The sequence below is a fragment of the Bacteroides sp. AR29 genome, from assembly GCF_900217715.1.
Lineage (GTDB): Bacteria > Bacteroidota > Bacteroidia > Bacteroidales > Bacteroidaceae > Bacteroides > Bacteroides uniformis.
The window spans coordinates 20,861-42,996 of record NZ_OBMS01000032.1; the positions used below are offsets into that span (position 1 = coordinate 20,861).

At 46.9% G+C, this 22,136-nt stretch carries 19 protein-coding genes and 1 pseudogene; 6 read left to right on the forward strand and 14 right to left on the reverse strand.

Annotated elements, in window-relative coordinates; genetic code table 11:
- The first annotated feature begins 85 nt into the window (after nt 1-85).
- Nucleotides 86-811, forward strand: a complete 726-nt coding sequence (locus CSD97_RS17240) for an RDD family protein (protein ID WP_009038196.1) — start codon at nt 86-88, stop codon at nt 809-811.
- A gap of 125 nt (nt 812-936) precedes the next feature.
- Nucleotides 937-1,512 carry a DUF4251 domain-containing protein gene (locus tag CSD97_RS17245; RefSeq protein ID WP_008664890.1) on the forward strand — a complete coding sequence of 192 codons (576 nt, stop codon included), beginning with the start codon at nt 937-939 and terminating at the stop codon, nt 1,510-1,512.
- 179 nt (nt 1,513-1,691) lie between these two features.
- Here the strand turns inward: CSD97_RS17245 and CSD97_RS17250 are convergent, their stop codons facing one another.
- Both CSD97_RS17250 and CSD97_RS17255 read right to left on the reverse strand, forming a co-directional pair.
- Complete coding sequence (locus CSD97_RS17250) at nt 1,692-2,525, reverse strand: DNA-formamidopyrimidine glycosylase family protein (RefSeq protein ID WP_098032804.1); 834 nt, start codon at nt 2,523-2,525, stop codon at nt 1,692-1,694.
- A 75-nt stretch (nt 2,526-2,600) separates the two neighbouring features.
- On the reverse strand, nt 2,601-3,689 hold the full coding sequence (locus CSD97_RS17255; RefSeq protein ID WP_305000171.1) for an MBL fold metallo-hydrolase: 1,089 nt from the start codon (nt 3,687-3,689) through the stop codon (nt 2,601-2,603).
- A gap of 114 nt (nt 3,690-3,803) precedes the next feature.
- On the opposite strand from CSD97_RS17255, the gene CSD97_RS17260 reads away from it, so the two are divergent.
- Nucleotides 3,804-4,679 carry a PfkB family carbohydrate kinase gene (locus CSD97_RS17260; RefSeq protein ID WP_005832412.1) on the forward strand — a complete coding sequence of 292 codons (876 nt, stop codon included), beginning with the start codon at nt 3,804-3,806 and terminating at the stop codon, nt 4,677-4,679.
- 35 nt (nt 4,680-4,714) lie between these two features.
- Here the strand turns inward: CSD97_RS17260 and hcp are convergent, their stop codons facing one another.
- The gene (gene hcp / locus CSD97_RS17265) at nt 4,715-6,364 is read right to left on the reverse strand and encodes a hydroxylamine reductase (protein WP_005832415.1); all 1,650 of its coding nucleotides are present in this window, start codon (nt 6,362-6,364) and stop codon (nt 4,715-4,717) included.
- Nucleotides 6,365-6,547: 183 nt separating this feature from the next.
- On the opposite strand from hcp, the pseudogene CSD97_RS17270 reads away from it, so the two are divergent.
- Nucleotides 6,548-7,185 (forward strand): annotated as a pseudogene (locus CSD97_RS17270) (Crp/Fnr family transcriptional regulator).
- A gap of 52 nt (nt 7,186-7,237) precedes the next feature.
- Entirely contained in the window at nt 7,238-7,927 is a 690-nt protein-coding gene (locus tag CSD97_RS17275; RefSeq protein WP_005832420.1) for a Crp/Fnr family transcriptional regulator, read from the forward strand.
- A gap of 1 nt (nt 7,928) precedes the next feature.
- Here the strand turns inward: CSD97_RS17275 and CSD97_RS17280 are convergent, their stop codons facing one another.
- The 8 genes from CSD97_RS17280 to CSD97_RS17315 form a co-directional block, all read right to left on the reverse strand.
- Nucleotides 7,929-9,209 carry an alginate export family protein gene (locus tag CSD97_RS17280; RefSeq protein ID WP_098032805.1) on the reverse strand — a complete coding sequence of 427 codons (1,281 nt, stop codon included), beginning with the start codon at nt 9,207-9,209 and terminating at the stop codon, nt 7,929-7,931.
- A gap of 7 nt (nt 9,210-9,216) precedes the next feature.
- Nucleotides 9,217-10,008: a cytochrome c biogenesis protein CcsA gene (gene ccsA, locus CSD97_RS17285; protein WP_098032806.1), complete on the reverse strand. Its 792-nt coding sequence runs from the start codon at nt 10,006-10,008 to the stop codon at nt 9,217-9,219.
- The gene (locus tag CSD97_RS17290) at nt 10,005-11,249 is read right to left on the reverse strand and encodes a cytochrome c biogenesis protein ResB (RefSeq protein ID WP_098032807.1); all 1,245 of its coding nucleotides are present in this window, start codon (nt 11,247-11,249) and stop codon (nt 10,005-10,007) included. Before CSD97_RS17290 ends, ccsA begins: the two co-directional genes overlap by 4 nt.
- A gap of 31 nt (nt 11,250-11,280) precedes the next feature.
- A complete protein-coding gene (nrfA, locus tag CSD97_RS17295; protein ID WP_005831485.1) occupies nt 11,281-12,762 on the reverse strand; it encodes an ammonia-forming cytochrome c nitrite reductase in 1,482 nt (493 codons plus the stop codon).
- A gap of 21 nt (nt 12,763-12,783) precedes the next feature.
- Nucleotides 12,784-13,374, reverse strand: a complete 591-nt coding sequence (nrfH, locus tag CSD97_RS17300; RefSeq protein ID WP_061412181.1) for a cytochrome c nitrite reductase small subunit — start codon at nt 13,372-13,374, stop codon at nt 12,784-12,786.
- 197 nt (nt 13,375-13,571) lie between these two features.
- The gene (locus CSD97_RS17305) at nt 13,572-14,765 is read right to left on the reverse strand and encodes a PepSY-associated TM helix domain-containing protein (protein ID WP_022402016.1); all 1,194 of its coding nucleotides are present in this window, start codon (nt 14,763-14,765) and stop codon (nt 13,572-13,574) included.
- 7 nt (nt 14,766-14,772) lie between these two features.
- Nucleotides 14,773-16,176 carry a DUF4374 domain-containing protein gene (locus tag CSD97_RS17310; protein WP_005832438.1) on the reverse strand — a complete coding sequence of 468 codons (1,404 nt, stop codon included), beginning with the start codon at nt 16,174-16,176 and terminating at the stop codon, nt 14,773-14,775.
- Between the two features lie 43 nt (nt 16,177-16,219).
- The gene (locus CSD97_RS17315) at nt 16,220-18,526 is read right to left on the reverse strand and encodes a TonB-dependent receptor (RefSeq protein WP_227186626.1); all 2,307 of its coding nucleotides are present in this window, start codon (nt 18,524-18,526) and stop codon (nt 16,220-16,222) included.
- A gap of 363 nt (nt 18,527-18,889) precedes the next feature.
- Between CSD97_RS17315 and eno the strand changes: the two genes are divergently transcribed.
- On the forward strand, nt 18,890-20,170 hold the full coding sequence (gene eno, locus CSD97_RS17320; protein WP_005831501.1) for a phosphopyruvate hydratase: 1,281 nt from the start codon (nt 18,890-18,892) through the stop codon (nt 20,168-20,170).
- A gap of 355 nt (nt 20,171-20,525) precedes the next feature.
- Here the strand turns inward: eno and queF are convergent, their stop codons facing one another.
- From queF to CSD97_RS17335, 3 genes are all read right to left on the reverse strand, one after another.
- Nucleotides 20,526-20,981 carry a preQ(1) synthase gene (queF, locus tag CSD97_RS17325; RefSeq protein WP_008664917.1) on the reverse strand — a complete coding sequence of 152 codons (456 nt, stop codon included), beginning with the start codon at nt 20,979-20,981 and terminating at the stop codon, nt 20,526-20,528.
- A 31-nt stretch (nt 20,982-21,012) separates the two neighbouring features.
- Nucleotides 21,013-21,678 carry a 7-cyano-7-deazaguanine synthase QueC gene (queC, locus tag CSD97_RS17330; protein ID WP_098032808.1) on the reverse strand — a complete coding sequence of 222 codons (666 nt, stop codon included), beginning with the start codon at nt 21,676-21,678 and terminating at the stop codon, nt 21,013-21,015.
- 217 nt (nt 21,679-21,895) lie between these two features.
- Nucleotides 21,896-22,136 (reverse strand): ATP-binding protein (locus CSD97_RS17335; RefSeq protein ID WP_008665689.1); only part of this gene is annotated, 241 nt, incomplete at its 5' end.

Below are 22,136 nucleotides of genomic sequence, written 5' to 3' on the forward strand. Positions count from 1 at the left end.
CAGAGAAGTTTTGTCTGAAATAGGTAACAAAAATAAGAGAATAATGATATATTTGCAATGAAATACTAAAAATGTTTTATCAGGAATGGCAGAATCTACAATTATCACCGGACAATTTGTCCGCATCAGTCAAACGCCTGCCAGTATCGGTGAGCGGCTCATTGCACTGGCCATAGATTATATTCTGCTCGGATTCTATGTATTTTCTACTTTGGCCTTGTTTTCACGGATTCATCTACCCTCTGATTTCACGATGCTTTTCTTTTTTGCCATTGTCTACCTGCCAGTCTTGCTTTATGCATTTCTCTGCGAAATGTTCAACCAGGGACAAAGTTTCGGCAAGCGGCTGATGAACATTCGTGTCGTAAAGGCAGACGGCTCCACGCCCGGCATAGGCTCGTACCTGCTCCGATGGCTTCTCTTCCCTATCGACGGACCGGTGACCGGTGGTCTGGGACTTCTGGTCGTCCTTTTGACCAAAAACAGCCAGCGAATGGGAGACCTTGCCGCCGGCACCATGGTAATCAAGGAAAAGAATTACCGCAAGATACACGTCAGCCTCGATGAGTTCGACTACCTGACCAAAGACTACCGACCTACCTATCCACAAGCTTCCGACTTGTCATTGGAGCAAATCAACGTCATTACCCGGACCCTGCAATCGGGTAAGAAAGACCGTACACGCCGCATTGCCTCCCTTGCGAAAAAAGTGCAGGAACTTCTCTCCATCACTCCTCATGACAGTAACCCGGAAAACTTTCTTCAGACCATTCTCCGGGATTACCAGTATTATGCCTTGGAAGAAATTTAATACGAACTTCCAACAAAACCAAAGAAGTGTTAAGTCTTACGCTTATTTAAGATTCAAGCTGCATCTTTTTGGTTTTTCATTTGTTAATTAACCAGAAGGTCTTAACTAAATAACAAAGAACAATTATGAAACGAATCATTACATTAATCACACTGGTGTTGGTAAGTGCATCGACCCTGATGTATGCACAGAGTAGCAGCGAAACACGCCAAGCAGAGCGTAAAGCCCAACGCGAAGCCCAGAAAGCACGCGAAAAAGCGGAAAATGAAAGGAACTATGCCATTGCCGTCCAGGCATTGAAAGAGGGCAAGTTTGTATTGGAAGCAGACCAGCTGGTGTTCAAGAGAGGACGGAGCGCATTTGTTTCATCGACAACAAACTTCGTTCTGATGGACGGTGAACACGCATCCGTACAAATAGCTGCCAACAATGCCCTTGCAGGCCCCAACGGAATAGGCGGCATCACAGTGGACGGCAGCAGAAAGGAAATGAAAATCACGACCGACAAAAAGGGAAACGTGAATTGCAGCTTCAGCGTACAAGGCATCGGAATATCCGCACAAGTGTATATCACACTGACCAACGGCGGCAATAATGCATCGGCAAGAATCAGCCCGAACTTCAATTCGAATACCCTGACGCTGAACGGAGTCCTGGTTCCATTGTCCCAGTCAAACGTTTACAAAGGGCGGGCTTTATAAAACACCCCTTTTGTCCGTACAAAGCATAAAGAAAAGAAGATATTCATATCGTGTTCGCAGGATACGAATATCGTGTAGACACGATATTAACAGAATGCGATACAAGGAATTAATAAACTGTTATACAGAATATTAATTCCTTGCATCGTACATAAAGGGAGCTAACAGAATGTGGACATTTATTCTTTTATCTGTTGACACGTTGGGCAATAATATACCGAACCACCCATATAAGCCTCTTTTATGATGGTACTGCCACAACGGAGACAAGGATTCTTCCATGTTTTGGCAGAAAGAATGGTTTTGTAACCTCCGGCGTTGCCATAAAGATCTGTTTGCGTATCGCGTCCGCCCTCGAACGTCATATCCACCAATGTTTCTTTTAGAGCATTAAAAAGAACGTCTTTCTGATTATCCGACAGAAGTAGCACTTTCTGTTTGGGATTTATCCGTGCATTGAACAGAATATCCTGCGTTACGCCGTTACCTACACCGGGAATACGCTGATTGGTTGCTAATAGAGCTTTAGCAGAGAGGGTCTTCTTTGCTTCGGCAACGAGTTTCTCAAATTCCGCTTCGGTGTATTTATCGCTCAACGGCGAAATGCTTTCCCGACTCAATTTATAGTACTTATTGTCGATATAGCTATCAGGATAAACATTGATAAAACCATACATTACAACCGTGAAGACAAGGAATGAATCATCATTAAACGTCAGCAACAACTGGTAATTGGTAGGAATCTTATCTCCCGCATTGTAATAACGGACACTGACTCCGTCGCCTATATTCATGATCACATTATCCGAAAGATTGAAATTGACAAACATGCCATATCCTTCGGATGAAAGGATGGTTTTGCCTACGAGCAGTTTACCATACTCCGACGGATTGCCGTTATAGAACGTAAACTTATGCGGTTTGGTGGCATTGAATACCTGCGTGATTGTTTTACCGCTCAAGGCGTTGTTCACTTGTTTGCTCAGGGTGATAACTTCGGGTAATTCCAACATATTATCTTACTTTTATTTTCGATAGGGATATATATTTCCGTTAATAACTCGTCAATAGCTAATCAATATCGTTCATTATTTTAACCGGACCACTTCCCCTATAATAGGCATCAACACGTTCAAAGAGTCTTTCTCTTTCAGATTCATGGCATTCTTCAACGGTTCGTCCCAGCGGTGTCTAGCCAAAGCATATTTGGAATGATGGACAGTCAGAATCTTTTCCGCATTCAAGTCCCTGGCCACTTGTCCCAAATATTGGGGCATGGTATGGATATATTTCCAATCTTCGTTATACTGCCCATTCTCCAATATGGCAAGGTCAATGCCAGGATATTGCTTGCCTATTTCGGCAAAATGCGTATCATATCCACTATCACCGCCCATATAAATCTTCTGCGAAGGGGTTTCGATAAGGAAAGAGGCCCATAGTGCCTGATTCGCTTTCAACGAGCGGCCCGAAAAATGCCGGGCGGGCAAGCAATGAAGCAGAAATCCCTTATCCAGTACAGTATCTTCAAACCAATCCAGCTCAACCAGGGATGATTTCTCAAATCCCCAATACTCGAAATGTTCACCTACCCCCAAAGGACAGACCACCTTATCTACCCGATTTTTCAGCTGCATCACCGTTTCATAATCCAGATGATCCCAATGGTCATGTGATATCACCAGATAGTCAATCTCCGGCATATCGGCAGGCTTGTAGGCATCTGCCCCCTTGAACGGCTTGTTTACAAACGAAACCGGAGAAGCCCCACAAAATACGGGGTCTACCAGTATACGCTTTCCGTCTATCTGGATAAAATAGGATGAATGTCCGAACCATACCAATACATTCTCGTCCTTGCTTATCTTGCTGAGGTCCGTCTTTATAACCGGAATCTCTTTTTCAGGACGTAAATCGGTTTCTTGCTTAAACAAGAATCCCCAGAAAGCTCCCAAACGTCCCTTTTGGGAAGTCATCATCATCGTACTGTGCAGATTCCGGAATTCTCCGTCTTTGTAATGAGGCGACTTCTTAATCCTCTCCAACCGTTCTCCTTGAGGAGCCCTCCCGAAACTCGGCTGATTGACAAAAACGAATCCCACTATGACCGCAACAGCCACAATACCCACTATAATGCCAACTATCATACGTACTCTTTTCGTTTTTAATGAATTCATATTCAATGAGGCTACATTTACAGCTGCAAATATAGTCGAATTGTTATTAAATCACTATCTTCGCGCCCAATTTACGGAATCAATACAATAAAGCAATAAAAAGCCAACAAAGAAATGAACACACACAGTCTATGTTGCATCGGTTATATTACCCAAGATAAAGTCGTAACCCCTAAAAATACCATATATATGCCGGGAGGCACCTCCTTCTACTTCGCACATGCCATCAAGCACTTGAATGCTAACGATTTTTTATTGGTAACAGCTTTGGCTGATACTGACATGGGCATTGTGGAAGACATTCGGAAAGAAGGTATTTCCGTCAAAGCCTTGCACAGCACACATTCCGTCTGTTTCGAGAATATTTATGGAGAAAACCAGAACGAACGTACACAACGTGTCACGGCAAAAGCAGACCCTTTCACCGTGGAAGGTTTGAAAGATACCGATGCACGGATTATCCACTTGGGCAGTCTGCTTGCCGACGACTTCTCTTTGGAGGTCATCAAGTTCTTGTCCGGAAAGGGACTCCTCTCGGTAGATGTGCAGGGATTTCTCCGCAAAGTGGATAATGAAAAAGTGCTGGCAGTAGACTGGCCGGAAAAGAAAGAAGCATTGAAGTATATCCATATTCTGAAAGCCAACGAAGCTGAAATGGAAGTACTGACCGGATGCAGTGAACCGCACGAAGCCGCATTGCTGATTGCAGACTGGGGCGTCAAGGAAGTGCTGCTGACCCTGGGAGATAAAGGTTCGCTGATATATGCCCAAGGAGAATTTCACGAAATCCCCGCCTATCCTGCCCTTCAGATTACAGATGCAACAGGATGTGGAGACACCTATATGGTGGGGTATCTGTATATGCGCAACAAAGGTGCATCCCACCGGGAAGCGGGATGCTTTGCTGCCGCCATGTGCACCATAAAACTACAATCACACGGGCCATTCTGCGGAACGGAAGAAGCGATAAATAACGTGATAAAAGGATAAAGTGATAGGGTGATATAACACCCTACCATCTTTATTTATAATCCGAATTTTTTCAAATCATCTTCCACACTACCGATACCTGCGATATGAAACATATCAACCAGTACCTTCACAACATTCGGAGAAAGGAAAGCGGGCAATGTGGGGCCTAAGTGAATATCCTTCACCCCGAGACTCAGTAATGCCAACAATACAATAACCGCCTTCTGTTCGTACCATGCTATGTTGTAGACAATGGGAAGTTCGTTGATGTCATTCAGCCGGAATACTTCTTTCAGCTTCATGGCTATCACGGCCAGTGAATAACTGTCATTGCACTGTCCGGCATCCAATACACGGGGAATGCCGTTGATGTCTCCCAAACCAAGTTTATTATAGCGGTATTTGGCACAACCTGCGGTCAGGATAACGGTATCTTGCGGCAAGGCTTTGGCAAACTCCGTATAGTAATCGCGGCTCTTCATACGTCCGTCACAGCCTGCCATTACGATAAAGCGGCGTATGGCTCCGGTCTTCACGGCATCTACCACCTTGTCTGCCAGTTGCAGTACCTGGTTATGGGCAAAACCACCGATAATCTCTCCATGCTCTATCTCCACCGGCGGCTGGCATTGTTTGGCAATCTCTATGATTTCAGAGAAGTCTTTCCTGCCTTCCGCATCCTTATCAATATACTTGCAACCCGGATAACCGGTAGAGTTGGTGATGAACATACGCTCTTTATACACTGCATTAGCCAAAGGAGGAACGATGCAGTTGGTGGTAAACAGAATCGGTCCGTTGAAGGAAGTGAATTCTTCACGCTGTTTCCACCAGGCATTGCCATAGTTGCCTACAAAATGAGAATATTTCTTGAAAGCAGGATAATAGTGGGCAGGCAGCATTTCACCATGTGTATAGACGTCTATCCCCGTACCTTCTGTCTGTCTCAATAATTCTTCCATATCCTTCAAGTCATGGCCGCTAATCAAAATTCCCGGACGATTCTTCACACCGATATTCACCTTTGTAATTTCGGGATTACCGTAAGTACCGGTATTGGCAGCATCCAGTAGAGCCATTGTCTTTACTCCGAACTCACCAGCTTCGAGAACCAGCTTCACCCATTCCTCTGCCGATAGAGACTCAACCGCAATGGTAGCCAGTGCACGCTGCATGAAAACATGAACTGTATCATCATTGAATCCCAAGCGCATAGCATGCTCCAGATAAGCTGCCATACCTTTCAAACCATAGACAAGCAATTCTTTCAACGAACGGAGGTCTTCATTCTGTTCACGCAGAACACCTACTGTCTTCGCTTTCTCGGCATAGTCGTCACGCGTTCCCTGCCAAGTCAGTTCATCTACTTGGGGTAGGAATACTTTGTTGTGCTTGGCCTCTTGAATCAATCCATTACGCAAAGCAAGTCCCCTATCCACCCGTTTCAAGATGCTTTCATCATCGAAATTCGCATTCGTGATAGTACAAAACAAAGCATCCGTCACAAAAATATTCACTTCTTCAGAGACTGGAGAATCTGCCTTGCGTAATGTATCGGCAACAACAGAGATACCCCTGACTACAAACAGTAACAAGTCCATAGCTTGAGCCGTATGACTTTCTTTTCCACATACACCTTTCAATATACAGCCGGTTCCTTTGGCTGTCTCCTGACATTGATAACAAAACATGTTTGGTTCCATATTCCTATTCATTTAAAAGTTTACATTATCTTTCCATAAAAGAAGCGGCACCTTAGCAATAAAAATAAGCAAGCTTATTTTCTATTACTTTCGGTTTGCATTATCTTTGTGCAAAGATGAGAGTTCTACAACGCGAAAACTGTCACGAATGTTACATCGAATCACAAAAAAGTAAAAAAGAGAATGGAAATCCATACATTATTGAAAATGCCTCCTTTTCAAGGCATAACAGAAGAAGAATTATTATCCCTCATCCTGGCACCCGAACATGCACACAGGCAATACAAACCTGCTGACTTCATTGCCATGCAGGGAGAAGCATATCGTTCTCTATTCATATTGTGCAACGGCAGTGTGCGTACCCAAATGGTCAGTGCGGAGGGGAAGCAACTCACCATCGAAACGCTGAAAGCCCCGCAACTGCTTGCCCCGGCTTTTGTCTTTGCCTCCGAAAACCGCTTCCCGGTAAATATCGAAGCTAAAGAGAAATGTGAGATACTCGTTATAAACAAGACATTTTCCTGGAATTCCTGCATCAACACCCCGCTGTGATGCGCAACTTTCTGCAACTGGTATCGGACAGAACCCTATTTCTCTCCAAAAAGCTAAATGCCTTTGCCCTACAAAGTCTGAAATCGCGTATACTGAACTATCTACGCATGCATGGCACGATACTCAACCAGCAGGAAGTGGCACAAATACTGGGAGTGGCGCGTCCCTCGCTGGCACGTGCCTTATCGGAACTGGCAAGCGAAGGGTGCATCCGAATGGAAGAGAAGGAAATGCGGATAAATGCAGTCTCCGCCCAAAAGTATTTATAAAAAACGTCCGCACTTATATATTATTCTTACCTTTGTCCAAGAATAAAAAGCTATGGAAAAGATTCTACTGGATGAAAAGTACGAACAGTTGTTGTTCCAAATCCCTCTACTAAGGGATTTGCCACATAATATCAAGCAATCGCTGCTTGAGAAACTGGAATATTCAGTCTATTCTATAGACAAGAAAGATATAGTTGCCCGGCAAGGCACCCCCTGCAAGAAGCTATATATACTATTGGAAGGTAAATTGCGTGTAGATATTATAGACGGTCTGGGCAATAAAGTTATGGTAGAATACATCGTTGCCCCCCGGGCCTTTGCCACTCCCCATCTCTTCGGCAGCAACACCACACTGCCGGCAACTTTTACTGCCATTGAAGACTGTATCCTATTCACTGCCACCAAAGAATCCACCTTCAAGCTTATCAGCCAGGATCCCAAAGTGCTGCACAACTTCCTTTGCATAACGGGAAATTGCAATGCCTGCACGGTTTCGCGATTAAAAACCCTTTCCCGCAAAACAGTCCGCGAAAGGTTTGTCGTCTATCTGTTTGAAAACAGAATTTCCAACTCTACCAGCATCACCATTGCGCATACCCAATCTGAGCTGGCAGAATACCTCAATGTAACCCGCCCGGCACTTTCAAAGGAAATCAATAAGATGACCAAAGAAGGTATTATCCTAATGACGGGTAAGAAAATTGAGGTATTGAATGAAGCAGCTCTGAAAGAGTATATCTAAACTACCATTTTACAAACAAGATTCTCGGATTGATGTTGACAGATACCCAGCCCCAATCCTGCCAGCGTTTATGGTCGCCGCCTTTCACCACGTCCATAGACTTCGTACCCCGCATAATGGAGTAACCGGCAGAAAGCTTCACGTCCTTCATCACATTCCAGTCAAGCTGATAGTCCATCTCCGAACCCAATCCCTTTTTTACATCATCCAGCTTGGCAGCAGTAGCAAAATAGTGATAAATCAGTTGCATACTCACCTGCTTGGATGTCTTGAAGTTAACACCCAACTGGGCATCCTGCAAACCGGGAGCTACTCCCTGCCAAGCAGAAGCATAGAAATAGTCCATCGCTCCATAGAACTTATGATGTGTTCCGTAAAGAGGATCGAATGCTTTGAACTTGTCACCTTTCCCGTCACTGCCACTCAGATAATCATAACCCAAGCTCACACTCCATTGCTTGTCTATGGCATAGGCAGCCTTCACGCTTACCATAAAGGCAGATACACTCTGCGCATTCTTGTTCTTTCCGGTCTGGTAATAGAAAGCAGCCTGCACGGGCAGCCAGTTTCCCGATTCCGGTTGATAAGTCACGTAAGTACCGAACGTCTGCAAATAGCGGGTATGGGAAGTTTCTGTTTCTGCATCACCGGTTTCCAGGCCCAGATTCATGAATAACAAAGAGACATCAAGGTTGGGGGTTTGCGCCGCATAATGATACCAAAGGGTCTGCATATTCTTATAAGGTTGTGCACCGTCATAATAATAGGTACCGCCTTTTGCCTTTTCCTTGTTCTGGTTGAAGGCAAGAATGAAATGCAGTTGGTGGGCATTCTTGGCATAGCCCAACTTCAATGCATCGTGATAGCGACCGGCCACATTCCAGTCCAGCCCTCCCAAAATACGTTCGTCGTCATAAGACAAGGTCTGGCGCCCCAGTTGTGCAAAGAAACCGGCACCAAAGTTGAGTTTTGCCCATGCTTCGTTCATAATGAAACGCCCGTTAGTGTCTATCTGCGGGTCCTGCCCCCATACGCCTACATGTTGGGCCGAAATCTTCATACTCAAATCCGAACGTTTATACTCCATGGAAAGACGTGCACGGTTGTTGATAAATGAAGCAGCCTTGTCTCCCTCGAAACGTGGTAACTGTGCTCCGTTACGGTATTCTGCACGGGGTCTGATTTGCATCGACATGGTGAATTCGTTCTCTTTCTCCGAACCTTGTGCCCACAACATTCCGGGCAACAGCAATAAGCCTAATGCCAAATAAACTGTTTTCATAAGTATTTTAATTTAAGTTATACGTATGTACACTCACTCCTTGTGCCGAGGGCAAGTAATTGATGCCATACCAACACATTTGCAACAACAGAAAAGATACAAGCAAGCCAAACAGTGCCTTACGATAGGCCGCGGGGCATCCCAATCGGAAATGGATATATGCCAGATAGGAGAACCAGGTAGCCGCCGCCCAAGTCTCCTTGGGATCCCATGCCCAATAGTGTCCCCAAGCAGCTTTCGCCCAGACAGCACCGGACAGCATACCCAGTGTCATGAAGGCAAGTCCTACATAAGTCAGATTATCGCACAAAGCCATCTCATGCCGTTCAATTCCTTTTTTCTTGAACCACAGCAGGTAGACAGCCATCACCGTAGCGGCACCCAGCATGGCATAGGCAAACATATAGACAATGACATGAGGAGTGAACCACGGACTCTGCAAGGCGGGCATCAAAGTCTTATTGTGTATTTCGGGCTTGAATATATTGATGCAGACAAACACCAGTGACAAAATGGTACTGAAACCGAGAATCCATTTATACTTCCAACGGCCGTAAGTGATGATTCCCGCCAACGGAAGAAAAAACGAATACCACAGACGGGTCTCTCCCATCGTCCGCATCGGAGGACGTTCCAAAGAAATCCACATACCGACAATGAAACTGAAAAAGACAACCAGTCCCAGGCAGGTAAAGGTATATACCACTGCCGGGCGTTTTCCACGCCATGCAGCGAAAGCTCCCCATCCCCAGAAGAGTAAAGCGACAATGGCAAACAGAGCAAAATAATCCCAACTCATACCGTCTCCTCCTTTCTTTCTTCTTTTCCTTTTGGTGCATTGACAAACAAGCAGACTGCTCCCAGCACCATCATTATAATGCCGGCATATACAGCCGGGAGCCAGGGGTCGCGCACCAGTTCAAAGACACTGACATCACTCCACCGTCCCTTCGTCTCGTCATAGCTCAATTGATAAATATTCCACCCGGATATCTTCAACGGACGATTCACCTCGATAGTGTCTTCCACCACATCTCCCGCCTGCGTATAAACCGTAACAGCAGACACAAACCGTTGCGGCTCACGTTCGGGCATCACCAGACTGGTCTGCTCCGACAAACGCAATGCCTTATAGGGGAACATGAAGCTGCCGCAACTCACCCATCCCTCCTTCGACTGTCCGGAGGCGGTGTTCACCGCTTTCAGATAAACGGCATAGGCAGCTCCCATCGAATGGAATTCAGTAAACTTTAAGGTATCTTCCGTAGCCACGGAGGCAGCCATAGGAATGGTTTGAAAAATGGAGATGTCCCAATCCAGCAATTTTCCCCGTTCCACCTTCTCTTCCAGCAACAAATGTTCCGGCATATCCTTCGGCAGTGCCTGCCCCGTCTCATTGTCTATCAGCATCAGTTTGGGAGGATACTCGTGTATAGTAAATTCTTTCAGCTCAACAGCAAGCGGAAGTTCCGTCAGCTTGCCGCCCTCATCTATGGCACGCCATTCGGTCTTGCCCAATTGGGTAATCATTTTAAGACGCTGCATATCCGCATTGCCCAGCGTTGCCGTCAGAAGGGCAACAAACAAGCCGGCATGATTCAGCAGAAAAGGAATCTTACGCACATTGAAGGGGATAGCGGCACGGAGAATAGTCATCCCTAAGACAGCAACCAGCCAGACATAAAGTAACACAAACGGCCAAAAAGAAAGCATTTTCGAAAAGCCGATGACATCTGCCGAAGGATGGGTGGAGGGAACCTGCCGTACCAACCCCATAATGACAGTGATAGCCGCCACACAGACCAGGGAAGAAACTGCAGCCGTATAATGACTGAGCCATCCGAAACAATACACCCGTTTGCGAAGCCCATGCATCCCTGCCAGCAACAGCAAGAACAGCACCAGAACAATGATATTGACCGGCCATGCAAACAAGCCCCAACGAATGCCTCCAACGCTCCACTGTAACAGCAAGCCCGTGACAAACAGTCCTGCCCCACAGATAAAACCTTCCTTATACCCCCACGGTTTCTTCCACATCTTCTGATTTATGATTTGACGATGTACAAATTTATTTTAGTGCTAACCGGTTGTTAGCTTTCGCTTTTTCCAGCCAAGCCGGTGCTGTAGTCTTCAGGAAATTGTCCTTTGCAGCTCTTTCGGCATCCATATCGAGCCCGATATATTCCTGCGCCTTGTCTTTGGTGGAGATATCCGGCATAGGAACATTGTCTGTATATCCATGCTTCGCCAGCACCTTGGAGATAGCCAAACGCGCCTGCATGGCTCTATCCAACCCATGAGACAAGACACGCTGGATTTCTTGCGGTGCGTGGAAAGAGCCGCCGTGAGATGCCACACCGAAGTCCCAACGCCATTGTGCCTGACGAATCAGCGCCAACACATCTTTCATCTGCTCTTCCGTAGCTCCCTTATCCCAAGCAAATTTAGCTTCGATATGGGCTTTGGCAAGTTCCTGCTCCAAGCGGTTACGGATTTCATTGGCCTTGCGCTGGCGTTCGTAGACGTTGTTGCGCAAAGTTTCCTCACTTTCGCGGTGGCAGGTTTGGCAGGTACGGTCTATCATAGCCAACGGACTCTGTATATGGTGGTCGCTGAACTTCACGCCACCTTCACTCTTATAAGGCATGTGGCAGTCCGCACACGATACGCCACGCTGGCCGTGAATCCCCATCTGGGCTATTTCAAAATCGGGGTGCTGCGCTTTCAGGATAGGGGTACGGCTCAACTTGTGTATATAGTCGTAGAAACCAGCCTCATCATAATAGGCTTCCATGTCTTCCACCGTAAAACCTTTGTCCCAGGGGAAAGTCAGGTACTTGCCGTCGCCCTTGAAGTAATACTCCACATGGCACTGCGCACATACCAGTGAACGCATCTCCTGCGGAGTGGCCTTGGTAATATCCTTGCCTTGGCGTTCAAAAGCCTCTATCAAAGCCGGACGGCTGATATGCAGGTTCATGTTTTCCGGTTCGTGGCAGTCGGCACAACCAATCGGGTTTACAATTTCATCGCCCAAAGCGCCCCACTTATTGTTATAGAAAGCATCCACACCGATAGCTTCCATCATGCGGGGCACATCGGGGCTCTTGCAAGTCCAGCAAGTAGAAGGCTGCGGGCCATCCGTAGCAGTGGCAGGCGCACCGGTACGAAGAGTTGCCGTAATGTCCTCGATGGCATGCATATGTCCGCGCGGAGTGGAATAGTCCTTGGAGAAGGCATATCCCGCCCAGAGCACTACCATCTCGGGACGCTGTTCCAATACATCCACAGCCACATTTCCATTGAATTCACTCTGGAAGTCGGTCTTGGCAGTTTCAGTCCATGTCTGATACTCACGGGGGAAATCACTCTTAAAGACTTCGTTGCGTGCCTCAATTCCCTCAATCACTGTTTTGCGGTTATTGAATACACTTGCCAGCTCGGCCCTGCGCTCCATCAAGGCAGAAACACATAGCCCCAAGACAAATACAACGACCATTGAACCACCGAACAACAGCCATCCTTGCCACGATTTTAATCTCTTTTCCATATCTATGAAGATTTATTGTTATTATTCCTTTATCAGTTTCTGCAACCACTCCGGCACGGGAGATTCCGGATAGGGTACCAATGCAGCGGGTGTAGACGAAAGACTGTTCATTCCACCATGAGGCACGTCGCGGTGGCAATCCCAGCATGCCTTTCCGTCGCCGGTGAGGGTCATCATGTAGTCTATTTTACCAGCATCCACAAACTCGTTGGTCAGTTGCGTATGGCAACGGATGCAATTATTCATAATGACCTGCGCACTTGCTGCCTCGGCTTGGATAGCCTGCGGTTCGCTTTTAGTGAGAAAGGCACCCACGTGCTTCATGCCGTCCATGCCTTTGAAAGCCCATTTCTTTACTATATTCTCATGAGGGACATGGCAATCGTTACAAGTGGCATCCCGGCTGTGGGAACTGTGCATCCAGGTTGCATAATAAGGAGCCATGATGTGGCAGTTGACACATGCCGCAGGGTCATCTCCCAGATAAGTGTGCGCCCGGAGAAGATACATAAACAAGCCTCCGCCGCCGACGAGGACACCGCATACAATGAGTGCCGTTACTTTCCATCTGTAGGACGGAAATAGTTTACTTATGATTGGTAGCTTCGCCATAAAATGAATATTTTCAGCAAAAATAGGCAGTTACAATCTAAAAAAGTGTAATCATGATTACATTTTTCCATTTATTTTTCAGTATTTTTAATAAAGCATTCATTCTCCAGACATACCTATATGAAAACGTCCACAAAACACGCACGCCTGCGCATCTTGTGGACATCTTCATCCTTTTATAAAACTGCCTGCTTTTTCTAAGCAACTTTCTTTAATTGTATGTTCGCTTTCCTACTGCCCTTCCGAATCAATCTGCGAATCCAAAGATAATAGCCCGTCAGCGGCAAGCTGGCCCCTACCAAAGCGGCAAGGAAACTCAATATGCGGGTGGTCAGCCCTCCCCAACTGCCTACATGAACGGAGAATATCCAGCCACGGATTTTTCCTGAAGCGTCGGCATCCTTATATAAGGTAGCCCCGGTGATTTCACCGCTACGGGGATTGAACGTATAGCGGTCGGCAGCACGCTGGTTGCCCAACCGATTGAAAGAAACCGTAGCAGAGCCTTTGAACACGGTAATCTGTTTATAATCAGGATTGAGTTCCTTCAGTTCTTCGTAAACCTTCTGCCAGCTTGTAAAAGGAGAGAAAGAATTTCTTTCACGATGCTCACCTCCCGGTCTGCCACCAGACCGGCCTTGAGCCCGTTCTCCTCCCTGGGCAGCAGTTTGTGCCGAAGCACCATGTCCTCCACCCCCTTGCGTGGTTTCCACTCCGAAAACTTTGTAGAAGCCGGTGCGGTACCAGGAGAAAGACCATGACAGTCCCGTAAGCGCCATTACCAACAGAAGAACCAGCGTGTACATACCGCCTGCCACATGCAGGTCATAGCAGAACCGACGCCAACCCTTACCGGAAACAATCTTCAAACTGTTCTTCAAAGCCTTTTTTGTACGGGGCCACCAGATGACAATGCCCGATATCAGGACAAAGACAAACATCAGCGTGGCAGTGCCCACAATCATTTTCCCCCAGAAGATGCCTCCATCGGGCTTCATGCTGTCCAGCAACCAGCGATGCAGGCGGAACATGGTCGTGAAAAACGGCGCACGCTCATACTTGCCCTTTATCTCACCCGTATACTGGTCTACATAGACGGAAGCACGACGAGGTTTGGAAAGGTTCACCTGCCAGGCACGCTCCGGAGCAGACGAGGCTGTGACACCCGTCACAGAAACACTATCCGGCAGAGTAGCGGCCACTTTTTCGGCCACCTTGCCCATGGGAAGCGGTGCCGGCCCGACTTTCTCCACATAGTAGAGGTCGCGGTGGCAGAGCTCCATCACCTCCGTCTCGAATACCAGCATGGCTCCGGAAAAACAGATAAGGGTAATCAGTAGCCCGAAGGGGACTGAAAGCCATAAATGTATCTTACGAAAAACTTTCTTCATAGGAGCTTTATTCCAGTTTACCTACACCGTTCAGTTGGGTTGCATTGACAACCAGACCTTTGGTAGCTGTTGCATTGGCAGGGTCTACCTTATAGATGGCAGGATAGCCGGAAGAGGTAGTGACTGCCACATATGCGTTGCCATTTTCCATGTACGGGGTATTACCAAAGCCAGAGACATCGCTTGGAAGGCCGTTCACATAAGTCAAAGCTCCAGTGGAGGCATTGAAGACGGCAAGTTGGTTGGCAACCTTGTCTGATGCCGTAATTGCCTTATCATACATCAGCAGCAGGAAATAATTACCTGAAATATACCAAGTCCGCAAGAAAGAGGCGCCATTGGCTTTCTCTTCAAGATTATAGTAATAAGCGGCATCAAATTCTTCTGCTTTGGTATCGATGCGTACAACTCCAGCAGGCAATGTAGTCTGCTGACGCGAATCACTCATGGTCTTGGCATAGCTCGGAGAAAATACATATACATAGCCGTCGTCGGCAAGCCAGTTCATCTGGTAGTACTGTGAACGGTTACGTCCGGCAGCATAACTGATTTTGTCTGTAGTGATGACCTTATGAGAATTCAGTGTCTGATCACCAAAGATAGCGATATGGCATTCATTAGGATACTGGGTCCATTGCAATTCGTCCTTCTCATAGGCACCGCTACCCTGCCCGCCGGATTCTGTCTTTATTAAATCCTCATTACCGGAAAGCACCCACTTGTAGCTACCGTCTTCGTTCTTCTGCATGCAACCATACTGGCTAAGCCCCATGGGAATGGCTGCTGCATAAACCTTACTGCCCACTTGTTCTATACCGGCCAGTGTTACGTATTCACCATTTTCAAGGAAATTTTCGGCAAGAAATGGAGTATCCTTTGTTACCGAGTTCTTTGTATAAGTCTGTTTCTCGACATCCAGATAGGAAATCAAAAAAGATTGGGGAGTATATCCATTTGCATCATTCAGTTCCGTAGGGCCGTCGCCGGTAGAAGTCGTCATTATAAATTGGTCATAATAGCCGTAGGTAGTGAAACGATTGACGTTATACTCCTGGCTACGTTTTTCCAGTTCACCGTTTGTATTCATAATGAACGACTGGGTAGTGCCTGCATTTCCCTGGTGATAGTTCAAGGCATACAGATATTTGTTTCCGTAGAACACCCAGTAAGTAGCCCCATCGTTCACAAGGCCATTGCCGGCAGCAGTAATTTCACCGCTTTCCAGTGACTCGGCTGTCAGCAGGACAGGAACGGAGCTACCTGAAACTGTAGCCGTGGCAGCTATCACATAGTTACCCTTTGAACCGGAACCGGAGCCGGAACCCGGTTCGTCTGTGTCTGTACAAGAAATTAAAGCCATTCCGGTCATTGCCATTGCAAAGAGGCCGGACAAAAGATAATTCTTCTTCATTTGTTCTTCTTATTAATTACACCTATTAAAACCATTATATTTATTAATCACCAAAATGTACACGTATCTTGCCATAGAACGCACGCCCGGCTTTCTGAAGGCTGAAGTTGTCGTACAAATCCTCGTTCGTGAAGTTGCGGCATTCAAACGAGATATTATAGCGGCCATTCTTCAGACTATAGCTCAATGTCAGGTTATGGGAGAACTGGTCGGGTACCATGAAATCCTTGTTCTTGCTACCGATGGCCTGCGAATAGTAGGAGAAGCTGTGCATGTACTGGTTGTCGTAAGTCACGGACAGTATATTCCCTTTCTTCCAGAGGTCGCGCCAATAGAAGTTTACGTCAAAATCAGCAAACTGATAGGGCACATTGGGAATGCGTGCCTTGTAACCGAGATTTTCCACAGAGTTGCCGGTACTGCCGATTTGCATCTTCTCATTGTCACGCACATTCATCTGCGTGAAGTTGCCGCCCACACTCAGCCAGCGTCCGAAGCCATAGCGTGCCGATACATTGTATCCCTTCGTCAGCACCTTGCCGTAGTTGGTATAAGTGGCCCCTTCTTTTCCTCCGCTCAAGTCCTGGATATTACGCTGGATATAATCCTTCGTATTGCGGTATACCACACCGCCTTCCACGTAGACGGAATGTTTTCCAAAACTCCGGGAATAACTCAGGTTCAAGTTGATGTTGTCACTTTTCTCGGGACGGATGCCGATGTCTCCACTCTCCAGGTCTTCGTCACCAAACATCTCTTCGATAGTGGGCAGGCGGTAAGCTTTTTCATAAGAGAGCTTCGCCTGCAAGCCGGGTAGGATGAAGTAGGTTCCGGCAGCACCATATCCCCAAGAGTCTACCGTACGGCTGGTGCGTACATAATTACTACCGGTATCATCCTCGGCCATAGGTCCTGCCACATACTGGCGGTAGTATTTGCCGAATGCCGAGAAGTTCCACTTTTCGGAAGGCATCAGGCGGTATGACAAACCGGAGATATTCTTGCGGGTCTGCTTGGCAATGGCATCCGTCTGTTCTTCCACCGCCAACAGTGAAGTATTATCACGCTGGAATGCACTCAACACATGATTGAAAGTCAGCATGTGGACTCTGGCAATGCGGTAATTCAAGGTCAATGTACCGTTCCAATTGTCATTATCGGCACGGGAATACTGGCGGGACTGTTCGCCGGGACTGTTCAGCGGATGTTTCTCACCAAGCCAGTTGTATTCATAGCGGGCAGTATCCACATTCGTAGTGGCATTGCGATTGTAGTTGGCTGTCAACACCATATCCAGCCCCTTGATTATCAAGTTGCGTTTGCTGTATTCCATCGAAGGCATTAGTGAATGGCCGAAGCGGTGCTTTTCTCCGAAGACTGTCTTCTGGCGTACACCGGTCTGTATGTCCTTGTACATGTGCGAATAGGTGAAACCGAACATCAGCCGGTCTGCCCAACTTTTGTCCACAATACCCGCTTTGGCCACAATGGCTTCGTTGTGGTAAGTATCATTGAAACGCTTCACGCGCACCTTCTCACTTTCGTTGAAACTGCCCGTCTCAAAATCCTTTACCGGCGCATCTACATGATAATCGTTGTCCGAGTAGTTTTGAAAGGCATTGATTTCATAGCTGAAACCGTTCTTGAAAGTCTGTCCGAAGTTAACGTATGAGCGGTGGGTATTGAACGAGCCGTAAGAATAAGAAGCATCCAGGAACCAGTTCCGGCGTTTCTTGTTGGTAACAATATTGATGACACCGCCAATGGCATCCGTACCGAAGCCCACGGGAACTACACCCTTATATACCTCTATACGGTCGGCAAAGCTCACCGGAATATTGTTCAGGCTGAAGGAGCTTCCCACACCTTCCTGCGGCACACCGTCAATGAACACCTTGACGTGCTTTCCGCTAAAACCGTCCAGCATCAACTGCATGTCCGAACCTACCCCACCCGACTCACGGAGTTTCATGCCCGGAGCCTTGGTCAAGGCATCGCTCAGATTCTTCGTGGTGTTCTGGAGTTCCTTTGTATCGACTGCCACAGCATTGAATGCCGACCTCTTCACCCGGCTTACTCCGGTAGAAACGATAGTCACCTCGTCCAGCTGTTGCGTTTCGGGAGCGATGGTTATGTTCAGCTTCATCCGCTCATCATTGACCAGTTTCACCTTTTTCTCCACCTTTGTATAACCTACGGCAGACACCACCAGCGTATAGTCGCCGGCAGGCGCCTTGATGTGATAGAGGCCTTCCTGATTCGTGGTTCCTCCATAACTCGTCCCTTTCAGATAAACAGTCGCAAAATCCACCGTTTCTTTTTCCGTAGAAATGATTCTACCCGAAATCATCCCTCCTCTCCTCTGCGCATGTACAGACAGAGAAGCCAACAGAAGGAAAAACAGCAGCGAGAATTTAAGTGTATATGCTTTCAATTTTATAATAATTATAATGTTGTTAGTAAACCGGTGCAAAGGTCATTATTAACAGCCAGCTGTGCAATCACTTATTGTAGGTAATTATATGGAGTGGATTTATCGTATATATCATATTATGCAATCACCATTGATAGGTATTATCAATAATAAATCTAAAAAAGAGGAGCCGGGAAATGAAAAACCCCTATTTATAGGTATTGCCCAATATGCCTTTTTGTACGACCTTTGCTGCAAATTAAAACAAGACAACGGACAATAAATTATTAAAGTTTAAGTATGAAAATTGAAAAGATTGTAGCCCGTGAAATCCTTGATTCACGCGGCAATCCCACAGTAGAAGTGGACGTTATTCTGGAATGTGGTGTTATGGGACGCGCAGCAGTGCCTTCCGGTGCTTCTACCGGCGAGCACGAAGCGCTGGAACTTCGCGATGGCGACAAGCAACGCTACGGTGGTAAAGGTACACTAAAAGCAGTAGAAAACGTCAACAAGATAATCGCACCGGCACTGATTGGCTGGTCGTCACTGGAACAGCGTACCATCGACCACAAGATGCTTGAGTTGGACGGCACGCCTACCAAATCCAAGCTGGGTGCCAACGCCATTCTGGGTGTCTCACTGGCAGTAGCCAAAGCCGCCGCCAATTATCTCGATATACCTTTATACAGATATATCGGTGGAGTAAATACCTACGTAATGCCGGTCCCGATGATGAATATCATCAATGGAGGTTCACACAGCGACGCTCCTATCGCTTTCCAAGAATTTATGATTCGGCCGGTAGGCGCCTCTTCCTTCCGTGAAGGCCTGCGCATGGGAGCCGAAGTATTCCACGCCTTGAAAAAAGTGTTGCACGACCGCGGCCTCAGCACTGCTGTAGGCGACGAAGGCGGTTTTGCACCGGCACTGGCAGGAACAGAAGATGCGCTGGACTCCATCATGAGCGCCATCAAGGCTGCCGGCTACGAACCGGGCAAGGATGTGAAAATCGGTATGGACTGTGCCTCATCCGAGTTCTTTAAGAACGGTATCTATGACTACTCCATCTTTGAAGGCGAAAATGGTAAAAAACGTACTGCCGACGAACAAATAGCTTACTTGGAAGATTTGATTAATAACTACCCGATTGACTCCATCGAGGATGGCATGAGCGAAAACGACTGGGAAGGCTGGAAGAAGTTGACCGAACGCATCGGCAACCGTTGCCAGCTGGTTGGCGACGACCTGTTCGTGACTAACGTGGAATTCCTTGAAAAAGGTATTGCCATGGGCTGCGCCAATTCCATCCTTATCAAAGTCAATCAAATCGGTTCACTCAGTGAAACGCTGGATGCTATCGAAATGGCACACCGCCACGGTTATACCACAGTGACTTCTCACCGTTCCGGCGAAACCGAGGACGCCACCATTGCAGACATTGCCGTTGCCACCAACAGCGGACAAATCAAGACCGGTTCTCTGAGCCGCTCCGACCGCATGGCGAAGTACAACCAACTATTGCGCATCGAAGAAGAACTGGGTAACCTTGCTGTCTATGGCTACAAAAGAATAAAATAACCCTTTGTAGTGAATAAGTCATAAAGAGGGAATAGCGTCTTTGGGAAAAGGCGCTATTTTTATTAAAGAATCGTCTATATCTTTGCAAAAGTCATCCCCTACTATCCTCTATAGGAAAGATTCTTTCCAAGATGGTAGCAGGTTAATGTTTCATTGACTAAAGACTATTCGTCCGACAGTCGTTACATTATCGTCCGACATATGTTTAATTATCGTCCGATAGCTGTTGGACGATAATTAAACATATGTCGGACGAATAGTTTTTAGTAAGCAAGAATATAAAATATAGCGGCGCAACAATCATTTGCTCCCAAAGCCTCCCTTTATTATTTACGGAGGCCTTCAAAAACAGTTCTCATTCACGGTTCATCAAACGATGCTCTGCCATCTGCTCGAACTTCGTGCCGGGACGTCCGTAATTGGCATACGGATAAATGGAGATGCCTCCGCGCGGGGTGAAGATACCCGTCACCTCAATATACTTAGGGTTCATCAAATGAATGAGGTCTTTCATTATGATGTTCACGCAATCCTCGTGGAAAGCACCATGATTGCGGAAGCTGAACAAGTAGAGTTTCAAACTCTTGCTCTCTACCATCTTGACATCGGGGATATAGCAAATACGGATTTCTGCAAAGTCCGGTTGCCCCGTGATGGGACAGAGGCTGGTGAATTCGGGGCAGTTGAAACGCACCCAGTAGTCATTGCCGGGATGCTTGTTATCAAATGCCTCCAATACTTCGGGGGCATAGTCCTGACGGTATTCTGTCTTTCTCCCCAAAAGGGAAAGTTGGTCTTTCAATTCTGTCATAGCCATATATTTTTAGTGATACAAGTGTGCCTCATTTAGTAGAAGCCAAAAACTTTTCCAATCCTTCTCTGCGCAACGTGCATGCCGGGCAGTGTCCACAACCATCTCCCGGAATACCGTTATAGCAAGTCAGCGTTTCGTGGCGTATAAGTTCGAGCACTCCAAGCTCGTCTGCCAGCGCCCAGGTCTCCGCTTTGTCAATCCACATCAACGGGGTGTGCAACACGAATTGCTCGTCCATAGCCAGGTTCAGCGTCACGTTAAGCGACTTGATGAAAGCATCCCGGCAATCGGGATAACCGCTGAAATCGGTCTGCGACACCCCCGTCACAATATGATTAATCCCCCGCTCGCGGGCGTAGACGGCGGCTATACTCAGGAAAAACAGATTGCGTCCCGGCACAAAAGTATTCGGAAAGCTGTCTGCCGGCTTCTCCTGGTCCATCTCCATGCCGGCATCTGTCAATGAGTTACGTCCCAGCCGGCCGATAAAGGAAACATCCATTACTTCGAACTCCACACCTGCCTTACGGGCAATGGCCCTCGCCAAGTCCACTTCCTTCTGATGTTTCTGTCCATACAGAAAACTCAGCGCATACACTTTCTTAAATTCACGTTTTGCCCAAAAGAGGCAAGTGGTCGAGTCCTGCCCGCCACTGAATACTACTAATGCATCCGATTTTTTTGTTTCACTCATTATTATTATTTTTGTTGCAAAGATAACAAAACAATGCGATATGAAAGCAATTTTATTAGTGCGAGTAAGCACACAAAAGCAAGACTTTGACGCACAAGAATCAGAGTGGAAAATCCAGTGTAAGCTGCCCCCTAAAACCAAGCGATTCTGCCCCCTTAAAACATTCAACAATGCCCCCTTAAAAAGTCTTGACCGATGGGGTTATTATTATTTTAGTTTATTTCCCTCTGTATGCAGCCATTTTACGGACACTTTCTCCTGTCAGCTCAATCCGGTGCGCCGTATGTATAATACGATCCATAATGGCATCTGCTACTGTAGGGTCTCCGATTGCATCATACCAATTGTCCGTTGGCAGTTGCGAGGTGATGATGATGGACTTGCGCCCATGTCGGTCCTCTATTATATCGAGCAGGATGGGTCGTTCCTTGGCATCAAGGTTCACAAGGAAGAGGTCA